At 47.3% G+C, this 23,634-nt stretch carries 23 protein-coding genes; 11 read left to right on the plus strand and 12 right to left on the minus strand.

The features are described 5' to 3' along the window. Window positions 1-197: 197 nt before the first annotated feature. Together FPG75_RS15245 and FPG75_RS15250 are read right to left on the minus strand one after the other, a co-directional pair. Window positions 198-1,394 (minus strand): pyridoxal phosphate-dependent aminotransferase, encoded by a 1,197-nt coding sequence (locus tag FPG75_RS15245; protein WP_143307720.1) that lies wholly within the window; start codon window positions 1,392-1,394, stop codon window positions 198-200. A gap of 106 nt (window positions 1,395-1,500) precedes the next feature. After that, window positions 1,501-1,908: a DUF1573 domain-containing protein gene (locus tag FPG75_RS15250; RefSeq protein WP_236652801.1), complete on the minus strand. Its 408-nt coding sequence runs from the start codon at window positions 1,906-1,908 to the stop codon at window positions 1,501-1,503. 219 nt (window positions 1,909-2,127) lie between these two features. On the opposite strand from FPG75_RS15250, the gene FPG75_RS15255 reads away from it, so the two are divergent. Together FPG75_RS15255 and FPG75_RS15260 are read left to right on the plus strand one after the other, a co-directional pair. Continuing rightward, entirely contained in the window at window positions 2,128-4,506 is a 2,379-nt protein-coding gene (locus FPG75_RS15255) for an alpha-ketoacid dehydrogenase subunit alpha/beta (protein ID WP_236652802.1), read from the plus strand. An 87-nt stretch (window positions 4,507-4,593) separates the two neighbouring features. Further along, window positions 4,594-5,856, plus strand: a complete 1,263-nt coding sequence (locus FPG75_RS15260; protein ID WP_143307722.1) for a DUF3472 domain-containing protein — start codon at window positions 4,594-4,596, stop codon at window positions 5,854-5,856. Between the two features lie 68 nt (window positions 5,857-5,924). Here the strand turns inward: FPG75_RS15260 and FPG75_RS15265 are convergent, their stop codons facing one another. After that, a complete protein-coding gene (locus FPG75_RS15265; protein ID WP_143307723.1) occupies window positions 5,925-6,254 on the minus strand; it encodes a hypothetical protein in 330 nt (109 codons plus the stop codon). Between the two features lie 315 nt (window positions 6,255-6,569). Here FPG75_RS15265 and FPG75_RS15270 point away from each other — a divergent pair, with 315 nt between their 5' ends. Continuing rightward, window positions 6,570-7,193 carry a hypothetical protein gene (locus FPG75_RS15270; RefSeq protein WP_143307724.1) on the plus strand — a complete coding sequence of 208 codons (624 nt, stop codon included), beginning with the start codon at window positions 6,570-6,572 and terminating at the stop codon, window positions 7,191-7,193. A 6-nt stretch (window positions 7,194-7,199) separates the two neighbouring features. On the opposite strand, the gene FPG75_RS15275 is transcribed toward FPG75_RS15270, so the two are convergent. The 3 genes from FPG75_RS15275 to FPG75_RS15280 all read right to left on the minus strand — a co-directional run bounded on the left by FPG75_RS15275 (window position 7,200) and on the right by FPG75_RS15280 (window position 9,417). After that, the gene (locus FPG75_RS15275) at window positions 7,200-7,787 is read right to left on the minus strand and encodes a DUF4468 domain-containing protein (protein WP_161596818.1); all 588 of its coding nucleotides are present in this window, start codon (window positions 7,785-7,787) and stop codon (window positions 7,200-7,202) included. 56 nt (window positions 7,788-7,843) lie between these two features. Beyond that, window positions 7,844-8,002 (minus strand): hypothetical protein, encoded by a 159-nt coding sequence (locus tag FPG75_RS26040; protein WP_161596819.1) that lies wholly within the window; start codon window positions 8,000-8,002, stop codon window positions 7,844-7,846. A 749-nt stretch (window positions 8,003-8,751) separates the two neighbouring features. Next, window positions 8,752-9,417, minus strand: coding sequence for a hypothetical protein (locus FPG75_RS15280; protein ID WP_143307726.1), 666 nt, complete (start codon window positions 9,415-9,417; stop codon window positions 8,752-8,754). A 409-nt stretch (window positions 9,418-9,826) separates the two neighbouring features. On the opposite strand from FPG75_RS15280, the gene FPG75_RS15285 reads away from it, so the two are divergent. Both FPG75_RS15285 and FPG75_RS15290 read left to right on the plus strand, forming a co-directional pair. Beyond that, complete coding sequence (locus FPG75_RS15285; RefSeq protein WP_143307727.1) at window positions 9,827-10,786, plus strand: D-2-hydroxyacid dehydrogenase; 960 nt, start codon at window positions 9,827-9,829, stop codon at window positions 10,784-10,786. 371 nt (window positions 10,787-11,157) lie between these two features. Next, entirely contained in the window at window positions 11,158-11,880 is a 723-nt protein-coding gene (locus FPG75_RS15290) for a response regulator transcription factor (protein WP_143307728.1), read from the plus strand. Window positions 11,881-11,991: 111 nt separating this feature from the next. On the opposite strand, the gene FPG75_RS15295 is transcribed toward FPG75_RS15290, so the two are convergent. Further along, window positions 11,992-12,702 (minus strand): YebC/PmpR family DNA-binding transcriptional regulator, encoded by a 711-nt coding sequence (locus tag FPG75_RS15295; protein WP_143307729.1) that lies wholly within the window; start codon window positions 12,700-12,702, stop codon window positions 11,992-11,994. Between the two features lie 109 nt (window positions 12,703-12,811). After that, window positions 12,812-14,308: an amino acid permease gene (locus tag FPG75_RS15300; RefSeq protein WP_143307730.1), complete on the minus strand. Its 1,497-nt coding sequence runs from the start codon at window positions 14,306-14,308 to the stop codon at window positions 12,812-12,814. A gap of 198 nt (window positions 14,309-14,506) precedes the next feature. On the opposite strand from FPG75_RS15300, the gene FPG75_RS15305 reads away from it, so the two are divergent. The 3 genes from FPG75_RS15305 (at window position 14,507) to FPG75_RS15315 (ending at window position 17,840) form a co-directional block, all read left to right on the plus strand. Further along, complete coding sequence (locus tag FPG75_RS15305) at window positions 14,507-15,787, plus strand: dicarboxylate/amino acid:cation symporter (RefSeq protein WP_143307731.1); 1,281 nt, start codon at window positions 14,507-14,509, stop codon at window positions 15,785-15,787. Between the two features lie 57 nt (window positions 15,788-15,844). Further along, window positions 15,845-16,540, plus strand: coding sequence for a DedA family protein (locus tag FPG75_RS15310; protein WP_143307732.1), 696 nt, complete (start codon window positions 15,845-15,847; stop codon window positions 16,538-16,540). 64 nt (window positions 16,541-16,604) lie between these two features. Next, entirely contained in the window at window positions 16,605-17,840 is a 1,236-nt protein-coding gene (locus tag FPG75_RS15315; RefSeq protein WP_143307733.1) for an MFS transporter, read from the plus strand. Window positions 17,841-17,852: 12 nt separating this feature from the next. Here FPG75_RS15315 and FPG75_RS15320 read toward each other — a convergent pair whose 3' ends face one another. The 3 genes from FPG75_RS15320 to FPG75_RS15330 all read right to left on the minus strand — a co-directional run bounded on the left by FPG75_RS15320 (window position 17,853) and on the right by FPG75_RS15330 (window position 20,027). Next, on the minus strand, window positions 17,853-18,314 hold the full coding sequence (locus FPG75_RS15320) for a MarR family winged helix-turn-helix transcriptional regulator (protein WP_143307734.1): 462 nt from the start codon (window positions 18,312-18,314) through the stop codon (window positions 17,853-17,855). 116 nt (window positions 18,315-18,430) lie between these two features. Continuing rightward, on the minus strand, window positions 18,431-19,372 hold the full coding sequence (gene mdh, locus FPG75_RS15325; RefSeq protein WP_143307735.1) for a malate dehydrogenase: 942 nt from the start codon (window positions 19,370-19,372) through the stop codon (window positions 18,431-18,433). A 160-nt stretch (window positions 19,373-19,532) separates the two neighbouring features. Next, a complete protein-coding gene (locus FPG75_RS15330) occupies window positions 19,533-20,027 on the minus strand; it encodes a peroxiredoxin family protein (RefSeq protein ID WP_143307736.1) in 495 nt (164 codons plus the stop codon). A gap of 190 nt (window positions 20,028-20,217) precedes the next feature. Between FPG75_RS15330 and efp the strand changes: the two genes are divergently transcribed. The 3 genes from efp to accC all read left to right on the plus strand — a co-directional run bounded on the left by efp (window position 20,218) and on the right by accC (window position 22,822). Beyond that, window positions 20,218-20,781: an elongation factor P gene (gene efp / locus FPG75_RS15335; protein WP_143307737.1), complete on the plus strand. Its 564-nt coding sequence runs from the start codon at window positions 20,218-20,220 to the stop codon at window positions 20,779-20,781. 109 nt (window positions 20,782-20,890) lie between these two features. Beyond that, the gene (accB, locus tag FPG75_RS15340) at window positions 20,891-21,379 is read left to right on the plus strand and encodes an acetyl-CoA carboxylase biotin carboxyl carrier protein (RefSeq protein ID WP_143307738.1); all 489 of its coding nucleotides are present in this window, start codon (window positions 20,891-20,893) and stop codon (window positions 21,377-21,379) included. Window positions 21,380-21,484: 105 nt separating this feature from the next. Then, window positions 21,485-22,822: an acetyl-CoA carboxylase biotin carboxylase subunit gene (accC, locus tag FPG75_RS15345; RefSeq protein WP_143307739.1), complete on the plus strand. Its 1,338-nt coding sequence runs from the start codon at window positions 21,485-21,487 to the stop codon at window positions 22,820-22,822. Window positions 22,823-22,898: 76 nt separating this feature from the next. On the opposite strand, the gene FPG75_RS15350 is transcribed toward accC, so the two are convergent. Beyond that, window positions 22,899-23,522, minus strand: coding sequence for a hypothetical protein (locus tag FPG75_RS15350; RefSeq protein ID WP_143307740.1), 624 nt, complete (start codon window positions 23,520-23,522; stop codon window positions 22,899-22,901). Between the last annotated feature and the right edge of the window lie 112 nt (window positions 23,523-23,634).

The raw sequence follows: 23,634 nt of genomic DNA on the forward strand, positions 1-23,634 counted from the left end.
ACAAGTTTAGATTTCTGCAACCTATCGTATATGTAAATATTTTTTATTTATTGATTATTTTGGTCTATTTCCTGTTTGTATATCAAATATACAAAATAAAATATCAAAAATCCAATAGGTGAACCGTTAAAAATTGAATTTTCTTCATAAAAAACATATATAAAATTATTTATAATATATTTTATCTCTCTTTTTTATCAATTAGTACGACCCGGATAAACTTCCAATGCCTTTTGCAGGCAGACCATTGCATGACGAATATCTTCACGATTCAGCACATAAGCCAGGCGCACTTCTTTTTTGCCCAGTCCTGGAGTGGCATAGAAACCTGTAGCAGGCGCCATCATCACGGTTTGTTGCTCATGTGAGAAAGATTCCAGCATCCATTGGCAGAACTTGTCGGAATCATCGATCGGGAGGCTGGCCATGGCGTAGAAAGCGCCGCCCGGATTAGGGCAGAACACGCCGGGGATCTTGTTGAGCATTTCCACGAGGATGTCGCGGCGGCTCTGGTATTCCGCTTTGATAACGTCGAAGTAATCGGCGGGCAGGTCTACAGCCGCTTCGCCGGCGATCTGTGCAAAGGAGGGAGGACTGAGACGCGCCTGTGCAAACTTCATGGCAGCATCCAGCACCTGCTGGTTTTTGGTAACGAATGCCCCGATACGGCCACCACAGGCGCTGTAGCGCTTGGAGATGGTATCCATCAGGATCACGTTGTTTTCCAGTCCTTCGAGGTTCATGGCCGAAAAGTGTGTACCAGTGTAGCAAAACTCACGGTAGGCCTCATCAGAGAAAAGGAACAGGTTATGTTTCAGGCACAGTTGCTTGAGCACTTCCATTTCTTCCTGGCTGTAGAGATAACCGGTAGGGTTATTCGGGTTACAGATCAGGATGGCTTTGGTGCGAGGCGTGATGGCCTTCTCGAAATCGGCCATGGCAGGGAGTGCGAAGCCGCTTTCAATATTGGAGGTAATAGTTTTGATCTTCACTTCTGCCTCTACCGCAAAGCCGTTGTAGTTAGCATAGAAAGGTTCTGGAACAATGATCTCGTCGCCTGGATCGAGGCAGGCCATGAAAGCAAAGATGATGGCTTCAGAGCCGCCGGTGGTAACGATGATCTGTTGCGGCGTGAGCGAGATATTAAAGCGCTGGTAATACTCGGTGAGTTTACGGCGATAGCTTTCATTACCTGCACTGTGGCTGTACTCCAGTATCTTGAAATCGGAATGGCGCACCGCATCCAGCACGGGTTTGGGCGTTTCGATATCTGGCTGGCCGATATTGAGATGATATACTTTCACCCCTCTTTTCTTGGCTGCTTCGGCGAATGGCACCAGCTTTCTGATAGGAGAGGAAGGCATCTGCTCGCCTCTCTGGCTAATGGTAGGCATAAAATTGTTTTGATTCTTTTGCGTTGCAAAGATAGGTACCGTGCGGGCAACAAAAAAACCTTGCAGCATTTGCTGCAAGGTTTTTTAAATGATTTTATTGACAGTACTATTTGTTGTTGGAACCAACTGTACCGGTGAGGTGCAGTTCTTTGTCCTGATCAACTCCTTTGAATTTTACCCAGATGGTTTTGTTTTGCTGACCCAGGCTGCTGGCGTTGTAGCTGGCAGTTACCTTACCTTTTTTACCAGGCAGGATAGGCTCCTGTGTCCATTTTGGAGTGGTGCAACCGCAACTTGCACGGGCAGCTTCGATCAACACTGGCTCTTTAGAAACGTTGGTAAATTCAAAATCAACTGTTACCGCTTTGTTCAGTTCGGTTTTACCGAAATCGATGGTTTCTTTGGCAAATTTCACTTTTGAATCAGTAGCGTTAGGAGTCTGAGATTGTGCCCACAGCGCTGTTGTCAAAAGCATGCTTGCAAATAGGGATAGAATAAATTTTTTCATTTTCATATGCTGGTTTTAAAGCGACTGGTTAAAAAAAATGAATTTCTTTCTTGCAGAAAACAAATTTACGGCCAAAAAGTAATAGATACCTTACAATTTATTAAATTCTTATTAAAAAAAATCAGATTATTTTGAATGTCGGAAATTGTGCTATTTCTGAACTGTATAATTAACCTTACTTTTGTTCTTTAACAAAGCGGCATGAAAGAAAATAAAGCACTAGCTATGAATATAGAAAGCCGGTTGTCATTCGATGAATTCCGCAAGGAAGTGCTAAATGACTACAGGTTAGCCTGCGAGAGCAGGGAAGTTAGTCTGCTTGCCCGTAAGGAAGTGCTTACCGGCAAAGCAAAGTTTGGCATCTTTGGGGATGGAAAGGAATTGGCGCAGATAGCCATGGCAAAATACTTTCAGCCTGGCGATTTCCGCTCTGGTTATTATCGCGATCAGACCGTTGCTTTTGCAACCGGTATCGCCACCCCGGAGCAGTTCTTTTCGCAACTCTATGCAGATCCTGACATCAATCATGATCCGTTTTCTGCCGGGCGCCAGATGAATTCACACTTTGCCACTCCCAATATTGATAAAGATGGCAACTGGCTGAATCTGGCCGGCATGAAAAATTCTGCTGCAGATATGGCGCCTACCGCCGGTCAGATGCCGCGCGCCATAGGTCTTGCCTATGCCTCCAAACTGTTCCGCGAGGTGCCCGCGCTGCACCCGTTTGATCATCTCTCCCATAACGGTAACGAAATCTGTTTCGCCACTATCGGTGACGCCTCTACGTCGGAAGGGCATTTCTGGGAAACCATGAATGCTGCGGGTGTATTGCAGGTGCCACTGGCCGTGTTTGTATGGGATGATGGTTATGGTATTTCCGTGCCGCGTAAATATCAAACTACCAAGAACTCCATCAGCGCCGCACTGGAAGGCTTCCGCAAAGCGGATGGCACCAATGGCTTTGATATATACAATGTAAAAGGCTGGGACTACGCCGGCATGTGTGAAGTGTTTGAAGCCGCGATCCGCAAAGTGCGTGAAACCCACGTTCCTGCGCTGTTCCATGTGGAAGAGATCACACAGCCGCAAGGCCACTCCACCAGCGGTTCACATGAGCGTTATAAAAGCAAGGAACGTCTTGCCTGGGAAAAAGAGTTCGACTGTAACACGAAGATGCGCTCGTGGATCATAGAGAACGCACTCGCTGACGAAGAGACCTTACGCGAAATAGAAGCCGCCGCTAAAGTAGTAGCGCAGGAAGCGCGTAAATCTGCCTGGGAAAAATATATCGCACCCATCAAACAACAGGTGCAGACATTCATCTCCCTGGCTGCGCCGGTAGCTGCACTGGGCGGCGCTCACAGCGATTTTGTAAACAATGTTATACGTGAGCTGCAACAGAACCGCGAGCCACAACGCCGCGATATTCTCAAAGCTGCCGCCAGCATTCTTGTGAGACACAGGGCACTGAAAGGAGAAACCGCAATACAGGAACTGCAACAATACTACGATCAGTACCTGGCTACAGAAAAAGACAATTACAATACCTATCTCCATGCCACCGGCGTTAACTCTGCGTTGAATGTACCTGTAGTGCCTGCTGAATACGATGCAGAAGCCACTACGCTCAATGGCTACGAGATCCTCAACAAATATTTCGATCAGCTCTTCACCAATAATCCGAAAGTATTTGCTTTCGGTGAAGACGTGGGCAAGATCGGCGATGTGAACCAGGGCTTTGCCGGCCTGCAACAGAAACATGGTAAAGACCGTATCTCTGATACCGGTATCCGTGAGCTGACCATCATGGGACAGGGCATTGGCATGGCTTTGCGCGGCCTCCGGCCGATTGCGGAGATCCAGTACCTGGATTACCTGCTGTATGGCTTGCAACCGCTCAGTGATGATGTGGCATCGCTGCAATACCGCACCAAAGGTATCACGCATTGCCCGATCATCGTGCGTACACGCGGCCATCGCCTGGAAGGCATCTGGCACAGCGGCTCCCCGATGGGTATGATCATCAACTCACTGCGTGGTATGCACGTGTGTGTGCCGCGTAATATGGTGCAAGCGGCAGGTATGTACAATACCCTGCTGCAAGCCAACGAGCCGGCGCTGGTGATCGAATCGCTGAATGGCTACCGCCTGAAAGAGAAGCTGCCTACCAACCTCGAAACTTACACCGTGCCGCTGGGCGTTCCTGAAGTACTGCACGCCGGTACAGATATCACGATCGTGACTTATGGCTCTACTGCCCGCATCGTGGAAGAAGCCGTGGTAACGCTGGAAGAGCTGGGCGTTTCCTGCGAGGTGATAGACGTACAAACTTTGCTGCCTTTCGATATTCGCCATAGTATCGTGGAATCATTGAAGAAGACCAACCGCATTCTTTTTGTAGATGAAGATGTGCCGGGAGGTGGAACTGCTTACATGTTCCAGCAGGTGATGGAAAACCAGGGCGGCTACCGCTGGCTGGATGTGGCACCACGCACGCTCAGCGCACAGGCACACCGTCCGGCGTATGGCTCTGATGGCGACTACTTCTCCAAACCAAATACAGAAGATGTGGTGAAGATAGTGCTGGAGATGATGGAAGAATAGCTGCTTATCCAGTTGAAAAAATAGTGAAGGGCTGATCTTCCGATCAGCCCTTTTTGTTTATTTTCAGATTTCATCTATCTCTTTACAATGAAAAAAATATTAGCGTTGCTGCTGCTGGCTGGTATGCAGGCCAGTGCGCAAAACAGTGAACAAAAAACAGATACCGTATCGTTGCTGTCTAACGGGTACGTATATCCTGTATGGCGGGATAGTACAGGCGAGTATACCGCTACTCCCGACTCCTGGAGCAATGTACATGCTACGATCAAAGTATTTTTCTATCCCAAAACTGCTGGCGATATACAAGTAGCGCTGCAGGTGCAGCAGGCTAAAAGCGATGCCCTGTTACATCTTACGCTGGATGGCCAGGGCAAAGGTTATGATGTGCATGTGAAACCAGGTGCTACGCCCATTGTGCTGCATGCAGGGCAATTTCATATCACCAAGCCAGGCTATCATTTTGTGCAGATCAAAGTGGCAAAGGGCGTTGCAAAACAACTGCCGGTCATCAGTTCATTATTGATGAACAGTGGATTGGAACTGAAGTATAATAAATCTCAGTACCGTGGAGCGGCCGCCACTCACTTGTCGTGTATAGTGCCCAAAGAGCCGTATGAGTGGCTTTACAGCGAAATCAAAGTACCGGTGGGCGTAGATGCTACCAACGCTTATTACATGACCAATGGCTTCAATGGCGGCTATATGGGTATCCAGGTGAATAGTAAAACAGAGCGCCGCATTTTATTCTCTATCTGGAGTTATTATCAAACAGACAATCCTGCGCAGATACCTGCTGAATATGAAGTGAAATTATTGAAGAAAGGAAAGGGCGTAGTAGCGAAACAATTTGGTGGCGAGGGTTCTGGCGGACAGAGCTTTCTCCGTTTTCCGTGGAAGAACGGCAATACTTACAAGCTGTTAGTGCGTGCGCAGGCACAAGGCACGCATACCATCTTCACCGGCTATTTTTATGCGCCTGAAACTGGCCGCTGGCAGCTGATTGCGCAGTGGGATCAGGCTAAATCCGGCGGCAAGCTGCTGGACGGCATGTATTCCTTTGTGGAAAACTTTGCTGATAATGGCGATGAATTATTTAAGGCATACTATGGCAATCAATGGTGCCGTACGCCGGCCGGCGAATGGGTGGAAGCCACCAGGCTGGCATTCACCACTACTGCCAGCGAAAAAGTGCATCAGCGCTATGACATTGGCGCCGGCGTGGATGGTAACTTCGTGTATATGTTCAGTGGTGGATTCAAAGACGTGGATACCAATATTCAAAGAGTGTATGAACGTAAGGCTACGGGCACGCCACCGAATGTGGATCTTTCTGCATTGCCTGATAACTGATAAACTTCGTGCTTCGTGTAAAAAGAAAACCGGCGCCGCTCATCAGCGGCGCCGGTTTTTTATACGAATCAGTGGCCTATTTTCCTGCTGTTGGCGTTTTCCTGTTGATTGAGTGCGCGTTGTTCTCTTTTGGTGAGATGCCCATGATTTTGTGCAGCCATATCTCTTTCTTCCTGACGGATCTTGCGGTCGTTAGCATGCAGGCGTGCGGCTTTTGATTTACTCATCTCGCCTTCTTTCACTTCTTCTTTGATGCGTCTGTTTTGATTTGCCAGTCGGTCGTTTACCTGATCACGGCGGGGATGTTTTTTATCCCATGCGCTTTCTTTTTGCTGGGCATATGTTGCAGTAGAGATGCCGAGGAAGGCGATCATAGCGATAAGTGCAGCTCGTTTCATTGTTGTAGGTTTTTGTGTTTATATGATAGATGACGAGCGCAGAAAAAAGTTTAATCGAGGTATTTGTTAAATTGACGAGGCCGCCGCAAATGCATAACTAGCGTGCATCACGGCGACCTCTAAAGAATAAGTCAGTGCTTTTTGTAGGCCTGGTAATTATATTATGGCGGTGCAAAGGTGCAGGAATTAATCATAGTATGGTGATGCTCTATGTGAATTAATAATTAATTCATTTATAGTTATCCAGCTTTTGGTGTTTTAACAATTTGTATCCATTTTTTTATCGGAAATTAATTGCGCTAAACTCAAGGTCCTATGTATAAGCTGTACATCTCCGGTATATTGCTGCTGGCTGTTATGGCCGCCATCTTCTTCAGTTGTGGCGGGATGGAAAAAGATCAGCGTGAGTTGGCGGCAGGGTTCAAGACTATTCGTTTCATTGATTCTTCCAGAACTTATAAGCCTGGTGCAGATACCGGCAATAGTTTGCATTTCCGCCCGGCGGATGTGGATATCTGGTATCCGGCGCGGGTATCGGTGCATGATTCCTGTTTGAGATTTAAAGATATGTTGCTGTTGCTGGAGTCGAGGTCTAGTTATTACACAGGCAGCAATATGGCTACTGGCGCGAGTTCGCGGGTAGCGCAATCTTTATATAATGGATTTCATTGTGGAGATACAGCGCGGCTTTTACGGATGCAAACAACAACTTATGATAAACCGGCGGCCGCCGCGGGCAAGTTCCCGGTGGTGCTGTATATGGCAAGCTACAACAGCATGGGGTACGAAAACTTCCCGCTGTTACAACAGCTGGCGGCCAATGGTTTTATGGTGGCGGCTATTTCTTCTAATGATGAGAAAGTAGATGAGTCGGTTTGTGCTTACCGTTTGCAAGGTAATGTTCCACTTTCTGAATCATCATTCCGGAGCATGCGGTAGTCGTGCTTATCCTTCTTTGAGCGCCTGTGCGATCGTATTCAGCATCTTTATAAAGTCCTGGTTCAATGACCTGAAATATTCCAGGTTGATGGCGCGTTGCTTTGCTGCTTTCTTTTTGGTCATGCCGATGAATAGTTTGTCTATATCTTCCACGCGCCACATATTAGGCTCATCGAGAGCGTATTCCGGTGTGACGGTCACCGCCAAGCCAGTGATGTTCGAGCGAAAACGTATATTGTTCACCGTTACCTTTGCCCGGCCATCTGTAATAAAGAAACCTACGTTGTATAGCACTGTCCGCTGATCTTCCATGTTCTTGCCATATACATCAACAACGACTGGTTTGATAAAGAACCCCTTGTATGTTAGTATGCCATTACTCGCATCGCGCACATCTTTCATCTCCTGTAAATTCTGATTTTGCGCTAATACCCATTGCATGGCGCGCTGCGCCAGCTCTGCTTTTGATGCGCCGCTAACAGTGATATTGGAAGTGTATTGCACGTGTCCGCCACCGGCCGGGAAGATGTTCAGGAGCGAGTCCTGCGCATGCAGGAGCTGAGGTACTAAAATGAGGAGAAGGAAGAGTTTCATTTTTTGGGGGTGTTTGTGGAAGTGAAGGTACGGAATTAATGGGGTAAGGTTTACTATCATAAATGTTTTACAAGTATCTCTATGCAGGATACCAGCTCATCACTTGTTTCAATGATCTTTTGCCGGTACCCAAGAAGGTCGCCTTCGAGATAGCCGAAATGAACTTCGTAATAGGTTCCGTTCTTTGGTTTGAGTTTCCTTCCTGGGAGTAACATAAACAGACCTTTGTGAAGATGTGAGATGACAGTGAGTTTCATGCGAATGTGAAGTGAGATACTTCTTAAATGATATGAGGTTTATCGAAATTGAAGTATTGGATCGGTTGTTTTGAGAGATGGCTATGGAGAAAGGGAATAATTTGCTGTTGCATTTTATATCAGTCTTGTAATATTCTATATTGAAATTTCAATGGCACTTCCACCACCTGATAGTGACGTCCTCCCATATTTCGGGCCAGTCTAAGTTGCAGAATTCGGGCTGTAGCTGCTCAACTACCGGCGCATCCCAATCTGCATTCAGGTCAAACGAAAATAAATTATTCTCAATAAATGTAGGTTTCTTGGAGTAAACATTTTGCTCAAAGAATAGTCTCGCCTGCGTTATTAGGCTGGTATCCTGGGGTTGATGCAATGTTGACTTATTGCAAGAAATAATAATGATAGTAAGAAAGGAAACAATAATTTTCTTTGCATGGGATTCAGTTTTCAGGGTATTTATTATCAATTTTTAAGCAGGTCAATCTTTCCTTGTAAAAGACCTGATAGGGGTACTAACTGAGGGTCATGCTAAGTCAAATTTTTTAGACAGAAGCTACTTTATTTTCGATAAAGAAATTAATGATTCCATATATTGAAGTTAATTCCTTTTTGCAAGCATTCAACAGCTTCCTACAGCGATTCAATAACCCTCACCCAATCCCTCATCAAAAAAAGCGGCGGCCTTTCAGCCGCCTTCCTTCAGCTACTCACTCCTTCGCAACCCCTCTCCCTACTCTGTCATTCACTCTCCTCAAATTAAAATACGTCTCAGTAAAAGTGCTATCTGTCACTAATCCTTCTACGAGGTCATCCAGTATATCCAGTTGTGCTTTGGCGTGTACAAAAAGTTCGGGGATTGTGCTTGTCACCATTTTGCGGGTGCCGGCGATGACATCGCGCTGTGAGGGCATGGGTTCGGCGGCTTTGATGAGGGCAGTGATATCGGCGATATCCTGTCCGGCGATGTTGAAGTTGGTGAGATCAGGGAGATAGGTGTTCGCCAGTTCCACGATGGTATAGCAACGTTGCAACAGCACGGCGGTAGACATGCTATCAAGCTGTGAAGGGGAGTAGTTCACTTCTACGAGCAGCACATTGTCTTGCCGTAGTTTGGCGAAGGCGCGCAGCTTGAGGGAGAGCTGATAGATGCGTTCGCGGAGTTTGTCGAAATGCAGATCTTTGTTAAGTGTGTGGCCTACGGTGCTGTTAGCTTCCTGCTGTTTCAATTGCGTGTGTAGTTTGTTGATGTCGCTGCGAAGGCCTTCTACCAGTGGGGTTACAGGGGGGAGCTTATTCCAGCTTTGTGGGAAATTGTCCATGTGCGCCAGTACAGCCTGGAACATGGTTAACGTGTTTAACTGACGTTTGTTCATGATGGTTAATTTTGATGTTAACGAATATATTGTGGACACTTGATGTCACATGCATACATCTAAAGGTGGGATTGCTGGCTGTCCGCTACAGTTTTACTCGTTACGGTAACTAAGATCATAATAATTTTCATTTTGAAAAAATATTTTTCATTGTGAGGAGTGCTTACATAATCAGCAGTAAAACAACGATCCGTTATTGTAAATGAGTGATAAGATGTTGTTAGATTGATTCCTTTCGATGTAAATGAGTAACTGGAATTTGTCATATTGATACCGCTCGATGTAAACATGCTTCCGGATCTTGTCAGATTGATTTCTTTCTATGTAAATGATCATCTGGAAAATGTAAGCGATCATCTTTTCTATGTCAACGAACATTTTGATATTTTTATCTTCAAAATGATCACGCATGAAGAACATAGTTGTATTGGATGGATATGCTCTCAACCCGGGAGACCTCAACTGGCAGCCCTTACAAGCGCTCGGCAACGTAATGATCTATGATCGCACACCGGAACAGGAGGTGGCGGCACGCGCAAAGGACGCCCACATCCTGCTAACGAATAAAGCAATCGTGAGCGCGGCTACAATTGAACAGCTGCCGAATCTGGAATATATCGGCGTGATTGCCACGGGATATAATGTCGTGGATATTGCGGCGGCAAAGGCCAAAGGCATCCCGGTAACCAATGTGCCGGCGTATAGCACGGCATCTGTGGCACAGCTGACCTTTGCATTGATACTGGAATTATGCCATCATACCGGCCTGCATGCAGAAAGTGTGAAAGCGGGCGACTGGAGCCGGAGCATTGATTTCAGCTATTGGAAAACGCCGCTGGTAGAACTGGCGGGAAAGACATTAGGCATCGTAGGACTAGGGCAGATCGGGCAGGCGGTAGCCCGCATTGCATTGGCTTTTGGTATGAAGGTGATCGCCTATCACAAGCATCCCGACCGCGACGCGATGGCTGGCGTGGACTTCGTTACCCTGGCTACCTGCTTCAAGGAGGCGGATATTATATCGCTGCATTGCCCGCTGAACAAGGATAACAAGGAGTTTGTAAATGCTGCATTGCTGAGTACCATGAAAAAGACGGCTTTCCTGATCAATACCAGCCGTGGTCCTCTGATCCAGGAGAACGACCTGGCCGCTGCCCTGAAAGCGGGCGCCCTGGCTGGCGCCGCGCTGGATGTATTGTCTACCGAACCGCCGGCAGCCGACAATCCGCTGATCACAGCGCCCAATACTATTATCACACCGCACATCGCCTGGGCTACACAGGCCGCGCGTGGCCGCCTGCTGGATACCGTGATCAGCAACCTGAAAGCGTTCCTGGACGGTACGCCCAAACATGTAGTAAATGAATAAAAACTGATGCTTTTTTAAGTGGAAAAATATGCGGTTCCACCTGAAATTCCTGGTTTCCGGTAGACTAGATGGATTAACTGATCAGTTAAAAATACAATGTGTAGATGGGAGAATAATATATTTTCGACGCCAGTTGAATAATTTTTATGTATTATTTGCTAAGATAATTAGCTATATAGATGTATTTATTCGTCAACTTCGGAATGAACAGAATGAACAGAAATCGCGATAATGAACAGGAATGAATTTCGTTAATAGACAGTTATGGCGCAAATTTGATTAAACGTAAAAAGTACCCTTCGAAGGTACGTACCAAATTCTGATCGTTTTTTATTGGTTACAGCAATTCCTTACAGCAAAAATCTAACCGTATGAAACCGACCGTTCTCCTGGTGGAAGATGACCAGTTTTTTGCCAAAGTGGTAAAAAGACATATCGAAAGGGCCGGCTACGAAGTTGTACCTTGTTATGATGGACAGGAAGGCTGGGAGCGATTCCAGCAACGCGATTTCGATCTCTGCGTACTGGATATCGTCATGCCACGTAAAGACGGTTTTCAACTCACCAAAGATATCCGCAGCCTCGACCCGCACGTTCCCATCATCATCACCTCTTCCCGGTATATGGAACAGGACCGTATCCAGGGCTTCGATTGCGGCGCCGATGACTATCTCGTTAAACCATTCAATATGCAGGAATTTCTGCTCCGCCTTGATGTGTTCATCAAAAGAAGCCGCCTCCTGCACAGCGAAAAAAAAGTAACCTATAAAGTAGGTAACCTCATTTTCGACTACCAACAGTGCAGCATCCGGTTCACCGAATCTGATATCACTGTTCAACTGCCTCCAAAAGAATCCGATTTGTTGAAATACCTCTGCGAAAATCCCAATAAAAGACTCAAGCGTGATCAGATCATGTCCTGCGTTTGGGGCAACGACGACTCCTTCAACAAAAGAACAATGGACGTTTACTTAACCCGCCTTCGCAGGTACATCTCTCCCGACCCCACCGTGAGCGTTGAAACCTACCACGGCAAAGGAATCATGTTCATCACCAATGAGGCCGACCGAATTCATACCCCTACGAAAGTTTAACTACACCATAGTTTTTGACCACATCCCATGAAAAACGGCCCCCGCTATAGCGAGGGCCGTTTAATTTATTTAACAAATACAAGTTCCCCGCGGAAGCGGGAACTTTGTAAATTATTTCAGATTGTGGAAAACCTGCTGCACATCGTCATCCTGCTCTAAACGGTCAATCAGCTCCAACACTTCTTTCGCCTGCTCTTCAGACAGCTCCACGGTAGTAGTGGGAATACGCTTCAGCTCAGAAGAGATCACTTCCAGCTTCTTATCTTCCAACGCTTTCGACATATTGCCAAACTCATTGAAAGCCGCGCGCACAATGATATTGCCCTCACTATCTTCCCCAATTTCTTCCAAACCGAAATCGATCAGCTCCAGTTCCAGCTCTTCCAGGTCCTGGCCTTCGTTCTTCACTTTAAACTCGCCCACACGGTTGAACAGGAAGCCTACAGAACCACTGTTACCAAGGCTGCCGCCGCATTTGTTGAAATGCATGCGCACATTGGCAACAGTACGGGTGGTGTTGTCGGTAGCAGTATCTACCATCACCGCCACGCCGTGAGGAGCATAACCTTCGTACACTACTTCCTCGTAATCAGTTTTATCTTTACCCATCGCACGCTTGATAGCAGCCTCCACACGGTCTTTCGGCATGTTCACCGCTTTGGCGTTCTGCATGCAACGACGCAATGCCGGGTTATTATCCGGGTCAGGGCCCGCCGCCTTTACAGCAATAGCGATATCCTTACCTACTCTTGTAAATTGTTTGGCCATCCTGTCCCAGCGGGCAAACATGGTAGATTTTCGTACTTCAAATATTCTTCCCATTGGTGTGGTATCTGTTTTAATTGGTCCGCAAAAATAAGAAAATTCAGCTTAAGAAAGAGGCCCGCTCCACCACCTGGCAGAACGGGCCTCTTTCTTATAAAAAGGTCGGCTAATCCAACATTTTTCTGGCTTTACTATGCTTCACGCTGTAGTTAAAGTAGATGATAAAACCGATCGCCAGCCATACGATCAACCTCGCCCAGTTTTCCAGGCCAAGGCTGATGATCATCAGCAGGCAGAAGGCAGCACCCAGGATCGGTACGATCGGCACCAGCGGAGTTTTGAAGGCACGCGGGATATCAGGATTGCTCTTGCGCATCACGATCACGCCCACGCAAACCAGTACGAAAGCGAACAAAGTACCAATGCTGGTCATATCGCCCACTACGTTATCAGGGATAAAACCTGCAAATAAAGAAGTGAATACAAAGAACATCCATTGAGAACGATATGGTGTACGGTACTTAGGATGCAGCTTCGAGAATACCGGCGGTACCAGTCCATCATTACTCATAGAGTAGAAGACCCTGGTCTGGCCTAACAGCATCACGAGGATCACAGAAGAGAAACCTGCGAGGATCGCTACGGTGATGAAGGTAGACAGCCACTGGTAACCAGGCATATAAGTATCGATCGCATAAGCTACGGAAGCCTCGCCGCCCGCTTTCAGGAAGTCCTGGAACGGTGCGATACCGGTCAATACATAAGAGAAGAGGATATACAATGCGGTACAAATGGCCAGGGATGCCAGGATACCGATCGGCATATTGCGTTTTGGATTCTTGGTTTCCTGCGCAGCGGTAGATACGGCGTCGAAGCCAATGAAAGCAAAGAATACCACGCCCGCCCCTCGTAACACACCGGGCCAGCCATGGTTCCAGAAGTTGGAGTAATCCACTATCTGGCCATTGTGCATTTTCACGGAACCGGCAGTAGCAGGGATGGTGAATGGCTCATGGTGAGCAGGGTTGATGAAGTGCCAGCCCAGCACGATGAACAGCAATACGATGGCCACTTTCGTGATCACAATGATGTTGTTCACGATCGCAGAACTTTGTGTACCGCGGATCAGTAATAAGGTAAGCAGTAACAAAATAAAGAGAGAAGGGATGTTGACGATACCCTGTACACCTGCATCAGAGGTTTCAAAGGGGCTATGACACCACTGATAAGGTATCGTGATGTGGAAAACGTTCGTCAATAATTTGTTGAGATACTGGCTCCAGCCGATGGCCACCGTAGCCGCGCCCAGCGCATATTCCAGCACGAGGTCCCAGCCGATGATCCAGGCAATGAATTCTCCTAAAGTAGCGTAGGAATAAGTATAGGCACTTCCGGCAATAGGGATCATGGAGGCAAATTCTGCATAACATAAGCCGGCAAGGGCACATCCGATTGCAGCAATAATAAAAGAGATCGTTACCGCAGGACCGGCATGCTGACCTGCCGCCGCAGCTGTTCTCACAAAAAGACCCGCACCAATGATGGCGCCGATACCCAGAGCGATCAGGGAACCCGCCCCCAATGTTCTTTTAAGGCCTTTTTCAGAATCAGATGCTTCGGAAAGTAATACAGACAATTGTTTCTTAGCAAATAGTTTGCTCATAGCAGCTGTTATTGTGGTTGATGTTTTAAGGTAGTTTAGCTTGTTGTTGATTGTCGATTCGCCAAATATAATATCTAAATTTAAAAAGGCTGTGTTTTATTTTGCTTATCTGCGCTGATTTTTACCGCAGTAAGCTTATTTTTGGAAAATTTTCGGGGTTACAACCTTACCAATTATTGTTATAAACATTACTGCTGCATGAAGAAATCCAACAGGCTTACTATTTTTATCTTCGTGGCGATGGTCGTTGGCGTCGTAACGGGATTTGTAGTAAACTACTCTCTTGGAAACGGGAAGCCTACTGTCGATCAACTGGCCACTATCAACAAATTCGCCGATAACATCTCTATCCTCACAGATATTTTCCTTCGTCTTATTAAAATGATCATCGCACCACTGGTATTCTCTACCCTCGTGGTAGGCGTGGCCAAAATGGGCGATATCAAGGCTGTTGGCCGCGTAGGTGGTAAAACGATGCTGTGGTTTATCAGTGCAACGTTTGTATCATTGTTCCTCGGTCTGATATTGGTGAACCTGATGAAACCAGGCCTTTCCCTTTCCTTGCCCCTGCCGGATGTACATGCCAGCAGTGGTATCAAAGGCACCGACATGACGCTGAGGGGCTTCTTCCATCACGTGGTGCCGGATAGTGTGATTGAGGCCATGGCGACCAATGAGATACTGCAGATCGTCGTGTTCTCTATCTTCTTCGGCGTAGCGGCTGCCGCCATCGGCGAAGCAGCAACGCCCGTGGTAAAGCTGATGGACAGCGTATCCCACATCATGCTGAAAGTGACCGGCTTTGTGATGAACTTCGCGCCTTTCGCGGTATTTGCTGCTATGTCGGCTATTGTAGCGCAGAAAGGTATCAGTGTGCTGTTGGTGTACGGTAAGTTCATCTCACAATTTTATGTAGGACTGTTCTGCCTATGGCTGGTATTGATATTGGTAGGCGGCGCAATACTGGGCAAGTCGGTATTCAAGTTGCTGAAACACATCAAGGATCCCTTGCTCCTGGCATTCAGCACCGCCAGCAGCGAAGCGGCCTATCCCCGTACCATGGCGGAACTGGAAGCCTTTGGCTGCGATAACCGTATTGTGAGCTTTGTACTGCCGCTGGGTTATTCCTTTAACCTCGACGGTTCCATGATGTATATGACCTTTGCCAGTCTTTTCATTGCACAGGCCTATGGTTTGCACCTGCCAATAGATCAACAGGTAACGATGTTATTAGTGCTGATGATCACCAGTAAAGGTATTGCCGGGGTGCCCCGCGCTTCCCTCGTGGTAATTGCCGGTACCCTGTCCATGTTCAAAATACCGGAAGCCGGGCTCCTCCTGCTGCTCGGGGTAGATCACCTGCTGGATATGGGCCGTTCTGCCACCAACGTGATCGGTAATGCCATGGCCGCCGCCGTCGTATCCAAATGGGAAAAGAAACTCGGACCCGGCGAAGTAGCGCCTGATGCCAAACATTAACATTCCAATTAGAGATTAATTTATATTTTACCGCTTCCGAAAGCCTTTATTATTAGCATGGACCAGATCATAGAGTTATTCAGACACCTTATCAATCCCTCCTGGATCATTGAACACGGAGGGCTGTACTTGCTGCTGGCAATCATCTTTGCCGAAACCGGCCTGTTCGTAGGATTCTTCCTGCCCGGCGATTCCCTGCTCTTCCTGGCCGGTATCTACAGCCAGGCCTTATGTGCCAGCTTTTTCAACGTGCCTTTTGTAGTGGTAATGTTGCTGATTGCCATTGCAGGTATCCTCGGTAATATGGTCGGCTTCTGGTTCGGGATCAAATCCGGCCCCTTGCTGTTCAGCAGAAAAGATACTTTCTTCTTTAAAAAGAAACACCTGTATCAGGCCAAAGAGTTTTACGATAAATATGGCGGCGGCGCGATCTTCTTTGCCCGCTTCCTGCCTATCATCCGCACTTTCGCGCCTATCGTGGCCGGCATCGTGCAGATGGAACGTAAGAAATTTATGATGTTCAACATCATCGGCTCCATCTCCTGGGTATTCTCCATGATGCTCGCAGGGTACTTCCTCGATAAACAGTTCCCGACCCTGAAGAACCACCTGGAGCTCATCATCATCGGTATTGTGCTCATCACCACTTTGCCGGTACTGATCAAACTGGTCTTTGGAAAGGCCAAACATCCGCATCACGATGATCATCCACAGGAAACAATGAAAGCCACCGAAACAAGCGAAAACAAATAATTCAATATCTTGCCATGAAGCGCCAAAAGCTTCATGGCATTTTTCTTTTTATCAACCACGATTCATGAAAACCGGGACAAATTCCACTTCTATCTTCAACATTGCGGTGATTGTTGCATCGCTGGGGTATTTTGTAGATATCTACGATCTCCTGTTATTCACTATTGTAAGGGTGCCGAGCCTGAAATCACTGGGGCTTCCGCAAAGCGAGATTGACGCCGGCGCCGGTATGTTGCTCATCAATGTACAGATGCTCGGACTGCTCATCGGCGGCATCTTCTGGGGCATCATCGGTGATAAAAAAGGACGGCTCAGCGTATTGTTCGGTTCTATTCTCATTTACTCTATTGCCAATATTGCCAATGGTTTTGTGCATGGCGTCAACGGCTATATGCTGTGGCGCTTTGTAGCCGGCTTCGGGCTGGCAGGGGAACTGGGAGCAGGCATCACGCTGGTATCTGAAATACTGCCGAAAGAAAAACGAGGTTATGGTACTATGATAGTGGCCACCGTAGGCGTTTCCGGCGCAGTGGCGGCCAACCTGATCGCGAAACAGGTGGGCGATTGGCGCATCTGTTATTTTATCGGCGGCGGGCTCGGACTGGCATTGCTGATCCTGCGTATCAGCGTAATGGAATCGCATATGTTCAATGCGGTGAAGGCCTCGGAAGCCAATCGCGGCAGCTTTGTTGCGCTCTTTACCAATAAAGACCGTTTTCTTAAATACCTGAAATGTGTGCTGCTGGGCACTCCCACCTGGTTTGTGGTGGGCATCCTCATTGCCTTCTCCAATAAATTTGCAGTGGAAATGGGCGTGAAGGCGGCGATTAGTCCGGGCGATGCGGTTGCCTTCTGTTATGCCGGCCTGGTGCTGGGCGATTTCGCCAGTGGCCTGATCAGTCAATTATGGAAAAGCCGCCGCAAGGTGATGTTGCTGTTCCTCTTCTTCACTGCGGTCATGTCTGCCATCTATCTTAATCTGCATGGCGCAGAAAAATGGCTGTTCTATACGGTGTGTTTCCTGATGGGCTTCAGCGTGGGCTTCTGGGCGATCTTCGTTACCATTGCAGCAGAGAGTTTTGGCACTAACCTGCGCGCCACGGTAGCTACTACGGTGCCTAACTTTGCCAGGGGCATGCTGCCGTTGATTTCGCTGTTGTTCGTAAAGGCACAAGGCTTCTTCAACTACCTGCAAAGCGGCGGTGTGATCGCAGCCTTATGCATAGGTATTGCAGCCGTTACTGCATGGAGTATCGAAGAAACTTTTGGTAAGGATCTTAACTATGTAGAAAAAATATAACCGTGACAGTTATCAGGAGTAGTTGTCCAGTACTTTGTCGAGCAACTTGTTAAGCTGTATTGCTTCTTTTTCGTTGAGGCCTTTCAGGGTATCTTCCAGTTGGCTGAGTTCTTCGTCTATTCGTTTGAGCAGGTCCAGGCCTTTAGGGGTGATGTATACGTCTACCGCGCGTCTGTCGAGTTCGCAGCTCTTGCGTTCTACGAGGCCGGCTTTGCGCAGGCGTTCCACGAGGCGTGATACATCGCTCATTTTGTCCAGCATTCTTTCTTTGAGCACATTGATGCTGGCGGCTCTGGGTAGTTGTCCGCGCAGTATCCGCAGGATATTGAACTGCTGCATCGTGATCTCATACTTCTTGAAGAATTGCTGATGTTTGGAGGTAATCCAGTTTCCTACAAAGATCAAGCTCACCAGACCTTTGTGGTACTCATTTTCAAAGGCTTTCTGTGTGATTAGTTTTTCCAGGTTAGACATACGCACAAAAGATGTAACAGAAGAATAAGAACGAAATTACGTGATTTATAAACTAAAAGAGCAAAGGGCGCGGTAATTACCGCGCCCTTTGCTCTTTTTATGTTCCGGTAAGCACCTTATACTTTTTCTGCCTGCATCTTGTCTAACACGTCCATTACTTCTTTCACGTGTTGGGCGGATGTGTTCAGCAGGTCTTTTTCCTCTTTGTTGAGTTGCAGTTCGATGATCTTTTCGATACCCTTACGGCCCAGTACAACGGGTACGCCGAGGTAGATATCTTTCAGGCCATACTGGCCGGTGAGCCATGCGCACACGGGGAAGATGCGTTTTTCATCTTTGAGGATGGCTTCCACCATTTGTGCGGCAGCGGCGCCGGGAGCGTACCAGGCGGAGGTGCCGAGCAGGTTTACGATTTCGCCGCCACCCACTTTTGTACGTTGGATGATGGCTTCGAGTTTATCGGCAGCTACCAGTTCTGTTACGGGGATACCGCTTACGGTGGTATAGCGGGGCAGGGGCACCATGGTGTCGCCATGTCCGCCCATGAGGATGGCTTGTATATCTTTGGGAGAGCAGCCGATTTCGTCGGCCAGGAATGCGCGGTAACGTGCCGTATCGAGGATGCCGGCCATACCGAATACCTTGTTGCTATCTTTTTTAGCGGTCAGATAAGAGCAGTAGGTCATCACATCCAGCGGGTTGCTCACCACGATGATGATTGCTTCCGGAGAATGTTTGATGATATTTTCCGTCACAGATTTCACGATGTTGGCGTTGGTAGAGATCAGGTCATCGCGGCTCATGCCCGGTTTGCGGGGCAGGCCGGAAGTGATCACCACTACATCGCTGTTGGCGGTTTTGGCGTAATCGTTGGTTACACCGGTAACTTTTGTGCTGTAATAATCAATAGGGGCCTGTTGCCATGTATCTAATGCCTTCCCTTCAGCTGTTCCTTCCTTAATGTCAAGCAAAACCACCTCCGTTAAGAAATCTCTGTGGGCCAGTACGTTGGCGCAGGTTGCACCCACATTGCCGGCTCCTACTACTGTAACTTTCATCTTGTCTATGGCTTTTAATGTGAAGAAATAATAACAATTGAAATTACAGAAGAATTTTTGGATTTGGGGATTTTCGGATTTTTTGATTTGGACAAATTCTCAAATCCCAAAATCCGAAAATCCCCAAATAAATAAATTATTCCTCAGTTGCCTTTCAATATCACTTCAGGTAATAAAGCAGAGAATCTATCTTCGCGGTGCCTTCAAAGCCTTTTACGAATTGTTGTTTTTTGTCGTAAATGTAGAGGCCGGGGAAATAATGCAGGTCATAGAAATACATGATCTGGCGGGTAGGCTCGCTGGCCATCGTAATATTTGGGTAATCCTTGATCTTGTAATGGTCGTAATATTCCTTCATCTGTTCCAGCTTGAAGGGCGTTACCATCAATATCTGCGTTTTCTTGAACTTGTCGATATTCTTCAAAACTTCTTCCGTCAGGTGTTTACAGTGGTCGCAATCCACGCTGAATACGAATACCATGGTCTTCTCTCTTTTATGGAGATCGTTTTTGGTGATGGTATGGCCATCGGGAAGGGTGAGGGGAAAGGCAGGTATAACCGGGTACTGCAAATAAGATGGTTTGTTGGCTGGCGCGCTTTGAGCTTTGAGCAGTGCGGGCAGGCAGCAAAAGAGGGCGAAAATCAGGTAACGCATATCAATAAAAGTTTCTTGATTTGAGGGATCAATTTACCCCTTTAATGTCATTATTTGCAGAAAAAAGACGAAAATTGGGCCAAAAAGGGACTATTCTGCCTATTTTTGGTAATTAGTTGCTTGTTCATATGCGAAAATTTTTACTTTTGCATTCCTTATAAATTTTTAACTTAAAATCAGTAACCTTTTTATGGCTACCACCGCAGATATCAGAACAGGATTGATCATCAAGCTGGATAACAGCTTATATTCTGTTGTAGAGTTTGGTCAGAACAAAACCGCCCGTGCAGCAGCAAAGGTTTGGGCTAAATTGAAGGGCGTCGACAATACACGTTCTATCGAGCACACATGGAACTCAGGTGATACTATCTTCCCTGTTCGTATCGAGAAGAAAGCCTTCCAGTACCTGTACAAAGATGACACCGGCTATAACTTCATGGACAATGAAACTTTCGAGCAGATCGCTATGCCTGAAAACAGCATCGACGCTCCCCAGTTCCTGAAAGAAGGCCAGGAAGTAAGTGTACAGATCAACACCGAAACCGACCAGTACATGGCAGTAGAACTGCCCGACAAGATCGTGGCACTGGTTACCTATTCCGAGCCAGGCGTTAAAGGCGATACAGCCACCCGCACCCTGAAACCCGCTACCATCGAAACCGGTGCTACTGTAATGGTACCGCTCTTCGTAGAAGAAGGTGAACTGATCAGGGTTAATACCAAAACCGGCGAATACATCGAGAGAGTAAAATAATCATTTAGGGATTTCCGGATTTTTTGATTTGGGGATTTATATCCGAAAATCAAAAAATCCGAAAATCCCTTAAATTTTTAATCACATTTCTAAACCAAAAATTGTCTACATGGACTTTAAACAGATTCAGGAACTGGTAAAAATGATTAACAAATCAAATATCAGTGAACTGAGCATTGAGCAGGACAAGTTCAAGATTACAATAAAGCAGAAAGATAACGAAGTACAACAGGTCATCACCGTACCTGCGGCCGTTGCGCCGGTTCAGGCGGTAGCGCCTGTAGCTCCTGCAGCTGCTCCTGTTGCACCTGCTGCGCCCGCAGCCACACCTGCCGCTCCTGCTGCTCCTAAAGCAGACAACCTGATCACCATCAAATCTCCGATGATCGGTACCTTCTACCGCAGCGCCGGTCCGGATAAAGCACCATTTGTAAACGTAGGCGACGAAGTGGCTTCCGGTAAAGTGGTTTGCATCATCGAAGCCATGAAGCTCTTCAACGAAATCGAAAGCGAAGTAAGCGGCAAGATCGTGAAAGTGCTGGTAGATGACGCATCTCCGGTTGAATATGACCAACCTTTATTTTTAGTAGAACCGTAATCGCATAATAGCCTTCAGCTGTAGCCCTGGTTTCCGGCGTCACCCGCCAGGATACAGGCGAACTGCTGAAGGCTATGCGCTTTTTCTTAACTTATAAGGAAAACAATGTTTAAAAAAATATTGATTGCTAACCGTGGCGAAATTGCCCTGCGTATCATCCGCACCTGTAAGGAAATGGGCATCAAAACGGTAGCAGTTTATTCTACAGCAGATAAGGACAGCCTGCACGTGAAGTTTGCAGATGAGGCGGTATGCATAGGCAAACCACAGAGCAGTGAGTCTTACCTGAATATCCCTCACCTCATGGCTGCCGCAGAGATCACCAATGCAGATGCGATCCACCCGGGTTACGGCTTCCTCGCCGAAAACGCCCGCTTCGCCGAGATCTGTGGTGAACACGGCATCAAATTCATCGGCCCCACTCCGGAAATGATCCGCAAAATGGGCGACAAGATGACCGCGAAAGAAACCATGATCGCTGCCGGTGTACCGGTAATTCCTGGCTCCGAAGGCTTGCTGCAAAGCGTGGAAGAAGCCAAAGGACTGGCGAAGCAAATGGGGTATCCCGTGATCATCAAAGCTACCGCCGGCGGCGGTGGTAAAGGTATGCGCGTAGTATGGGAAGATGCTGAACTGGAGAACGCCTATAACATGGCTAAAAATGAAGCCCGCGCCGCCTTCAATAACGATGGTATCTACATGGAGAAATTCGTGGAAGAACCCCGTCACATCGAAATCCAGGTAGCTGGCGACCAATACGGTAAAGTGTGTCACCTCAGCGAAAGGGACTGTTCTATCCAGCGTCGTCACCAGAAGCTGGTAGAAGAATCGCCTTCTCCTTTCATGACGCCGGAACTGCGCGAGAAAATGGGTGAAGCGGCTATCCGCGCAGCCAGCGCTATCAACTACGAAAGTGTTGGTACCATTGAGTTCCTGGTGGATAAACACCGCAACTTCTACTTCATGGAAATGAATACCCGTATCCAGGTAGAACACGGCGTTACGGAAGAAGTGATCAACTTCGACCTGATTAAAGAACAGATCAAGATTGCTGCCGGTATTCCTATCTCCGGTAAAAACTATACGCCACAAATGCATGCGATCGAGTGCCGTATCAATGCGGAAGATCCGTACAATGATTTCCGTCCTTCACCGGGCAAGATCACTGTACTGCATATCCCTGGCGGCCATGGCGTGCGTGTGGATTCACACATCTATGCCGGTTATGTGATCCCTCCCTACTACGATTCAATGGTAGCGAAGATCATCACCATGGCACAAACCCGCGAAGAGGCCATCAACACCATGGAGCGCGCCCTGAGCGAATTTGTGATCGAAGGCGTGAAAACAACCATTCCATTCCATCAGCAGCTGATGCGCGATGAGAACTTCCGTAAAGGTAATTTTACAACCAAGTTCACTGAAACCTTCAAGCTGGTGTAAATATTTTAGCACAAACTGAAAGCCGCAAAGGACATCCTTTGCGGCTTTGCTTTTTTATAAACAGAAGGGTGCTTGCTTAATTCTTTCCTGGCAACTGGCGGTCCTGTTTTTTTCTTAATTCCTTCTCACGCGCTTTTCTGTCTGTGTTCCAGGCCTGGTAGCGCGCATATTTTTCATCGCCGAGCGCTGTTTTCAGTTCGTTGTTCTGTTGTGAATGGAGCGAATCTATCTTCATCTTCCTGTCTTCCCTGGACAGGCTGTTATCTGTTTTAATGGCTTTGATCTGTGATTTATAATTGCTGTTGATGCTTTTCACCTGTTGCGCTTCAGCCCTGGTAATGCCTAGTTGGTCCTGCGTTTTAGGCGTAAGGCGTTGTGCGTTTTGCGCTTGTTTTTCCGCCATCATGCTGGTGGCGGCCAGGTGTTTTTGTTGCCAGCTGGCATACTGATCGGGCGTGAGCACGCTTTTGATCTTGTCTTCCCGGTTGAAATGCAGTTCTTCCAGTTTAGTTTTTTTGTCGTCAGCGCTGAGTTGTTTATCAGTGCGTACGGCTTGTGCCGCTTTGATGAAAGTGGCGTTGATTTCTTTGATCTGGCTGGTTTGTTGGTCGGAGAGTGCGGGCGTCTTCGGGTTGACAGGGTTCTGTGCATGTACGTTGGCAGCGGCGGCGATCAGGCATATTATCAGCAGGTTTCTCATGGCATAAACATGTTTTGGGATTTGACTAAGCGGATCGGGTTTCGTTTAAAGGCGGGAAAAACAAAGCCCCGGATAAAAATCCGGGGCTAATCATACACCAAAACAATCTTAC

It is taken from the genome of Chitinophaga vietnamensis (assembly GCF_902167635.1).
GTDB classification, from domain to species: domain Bacteria; phylum Bacteroidota; class Bacteroidia; order Chitinophagales; family Chitinophagaceae; genus Chitinophaga; species Chitinophaga vietnamensis.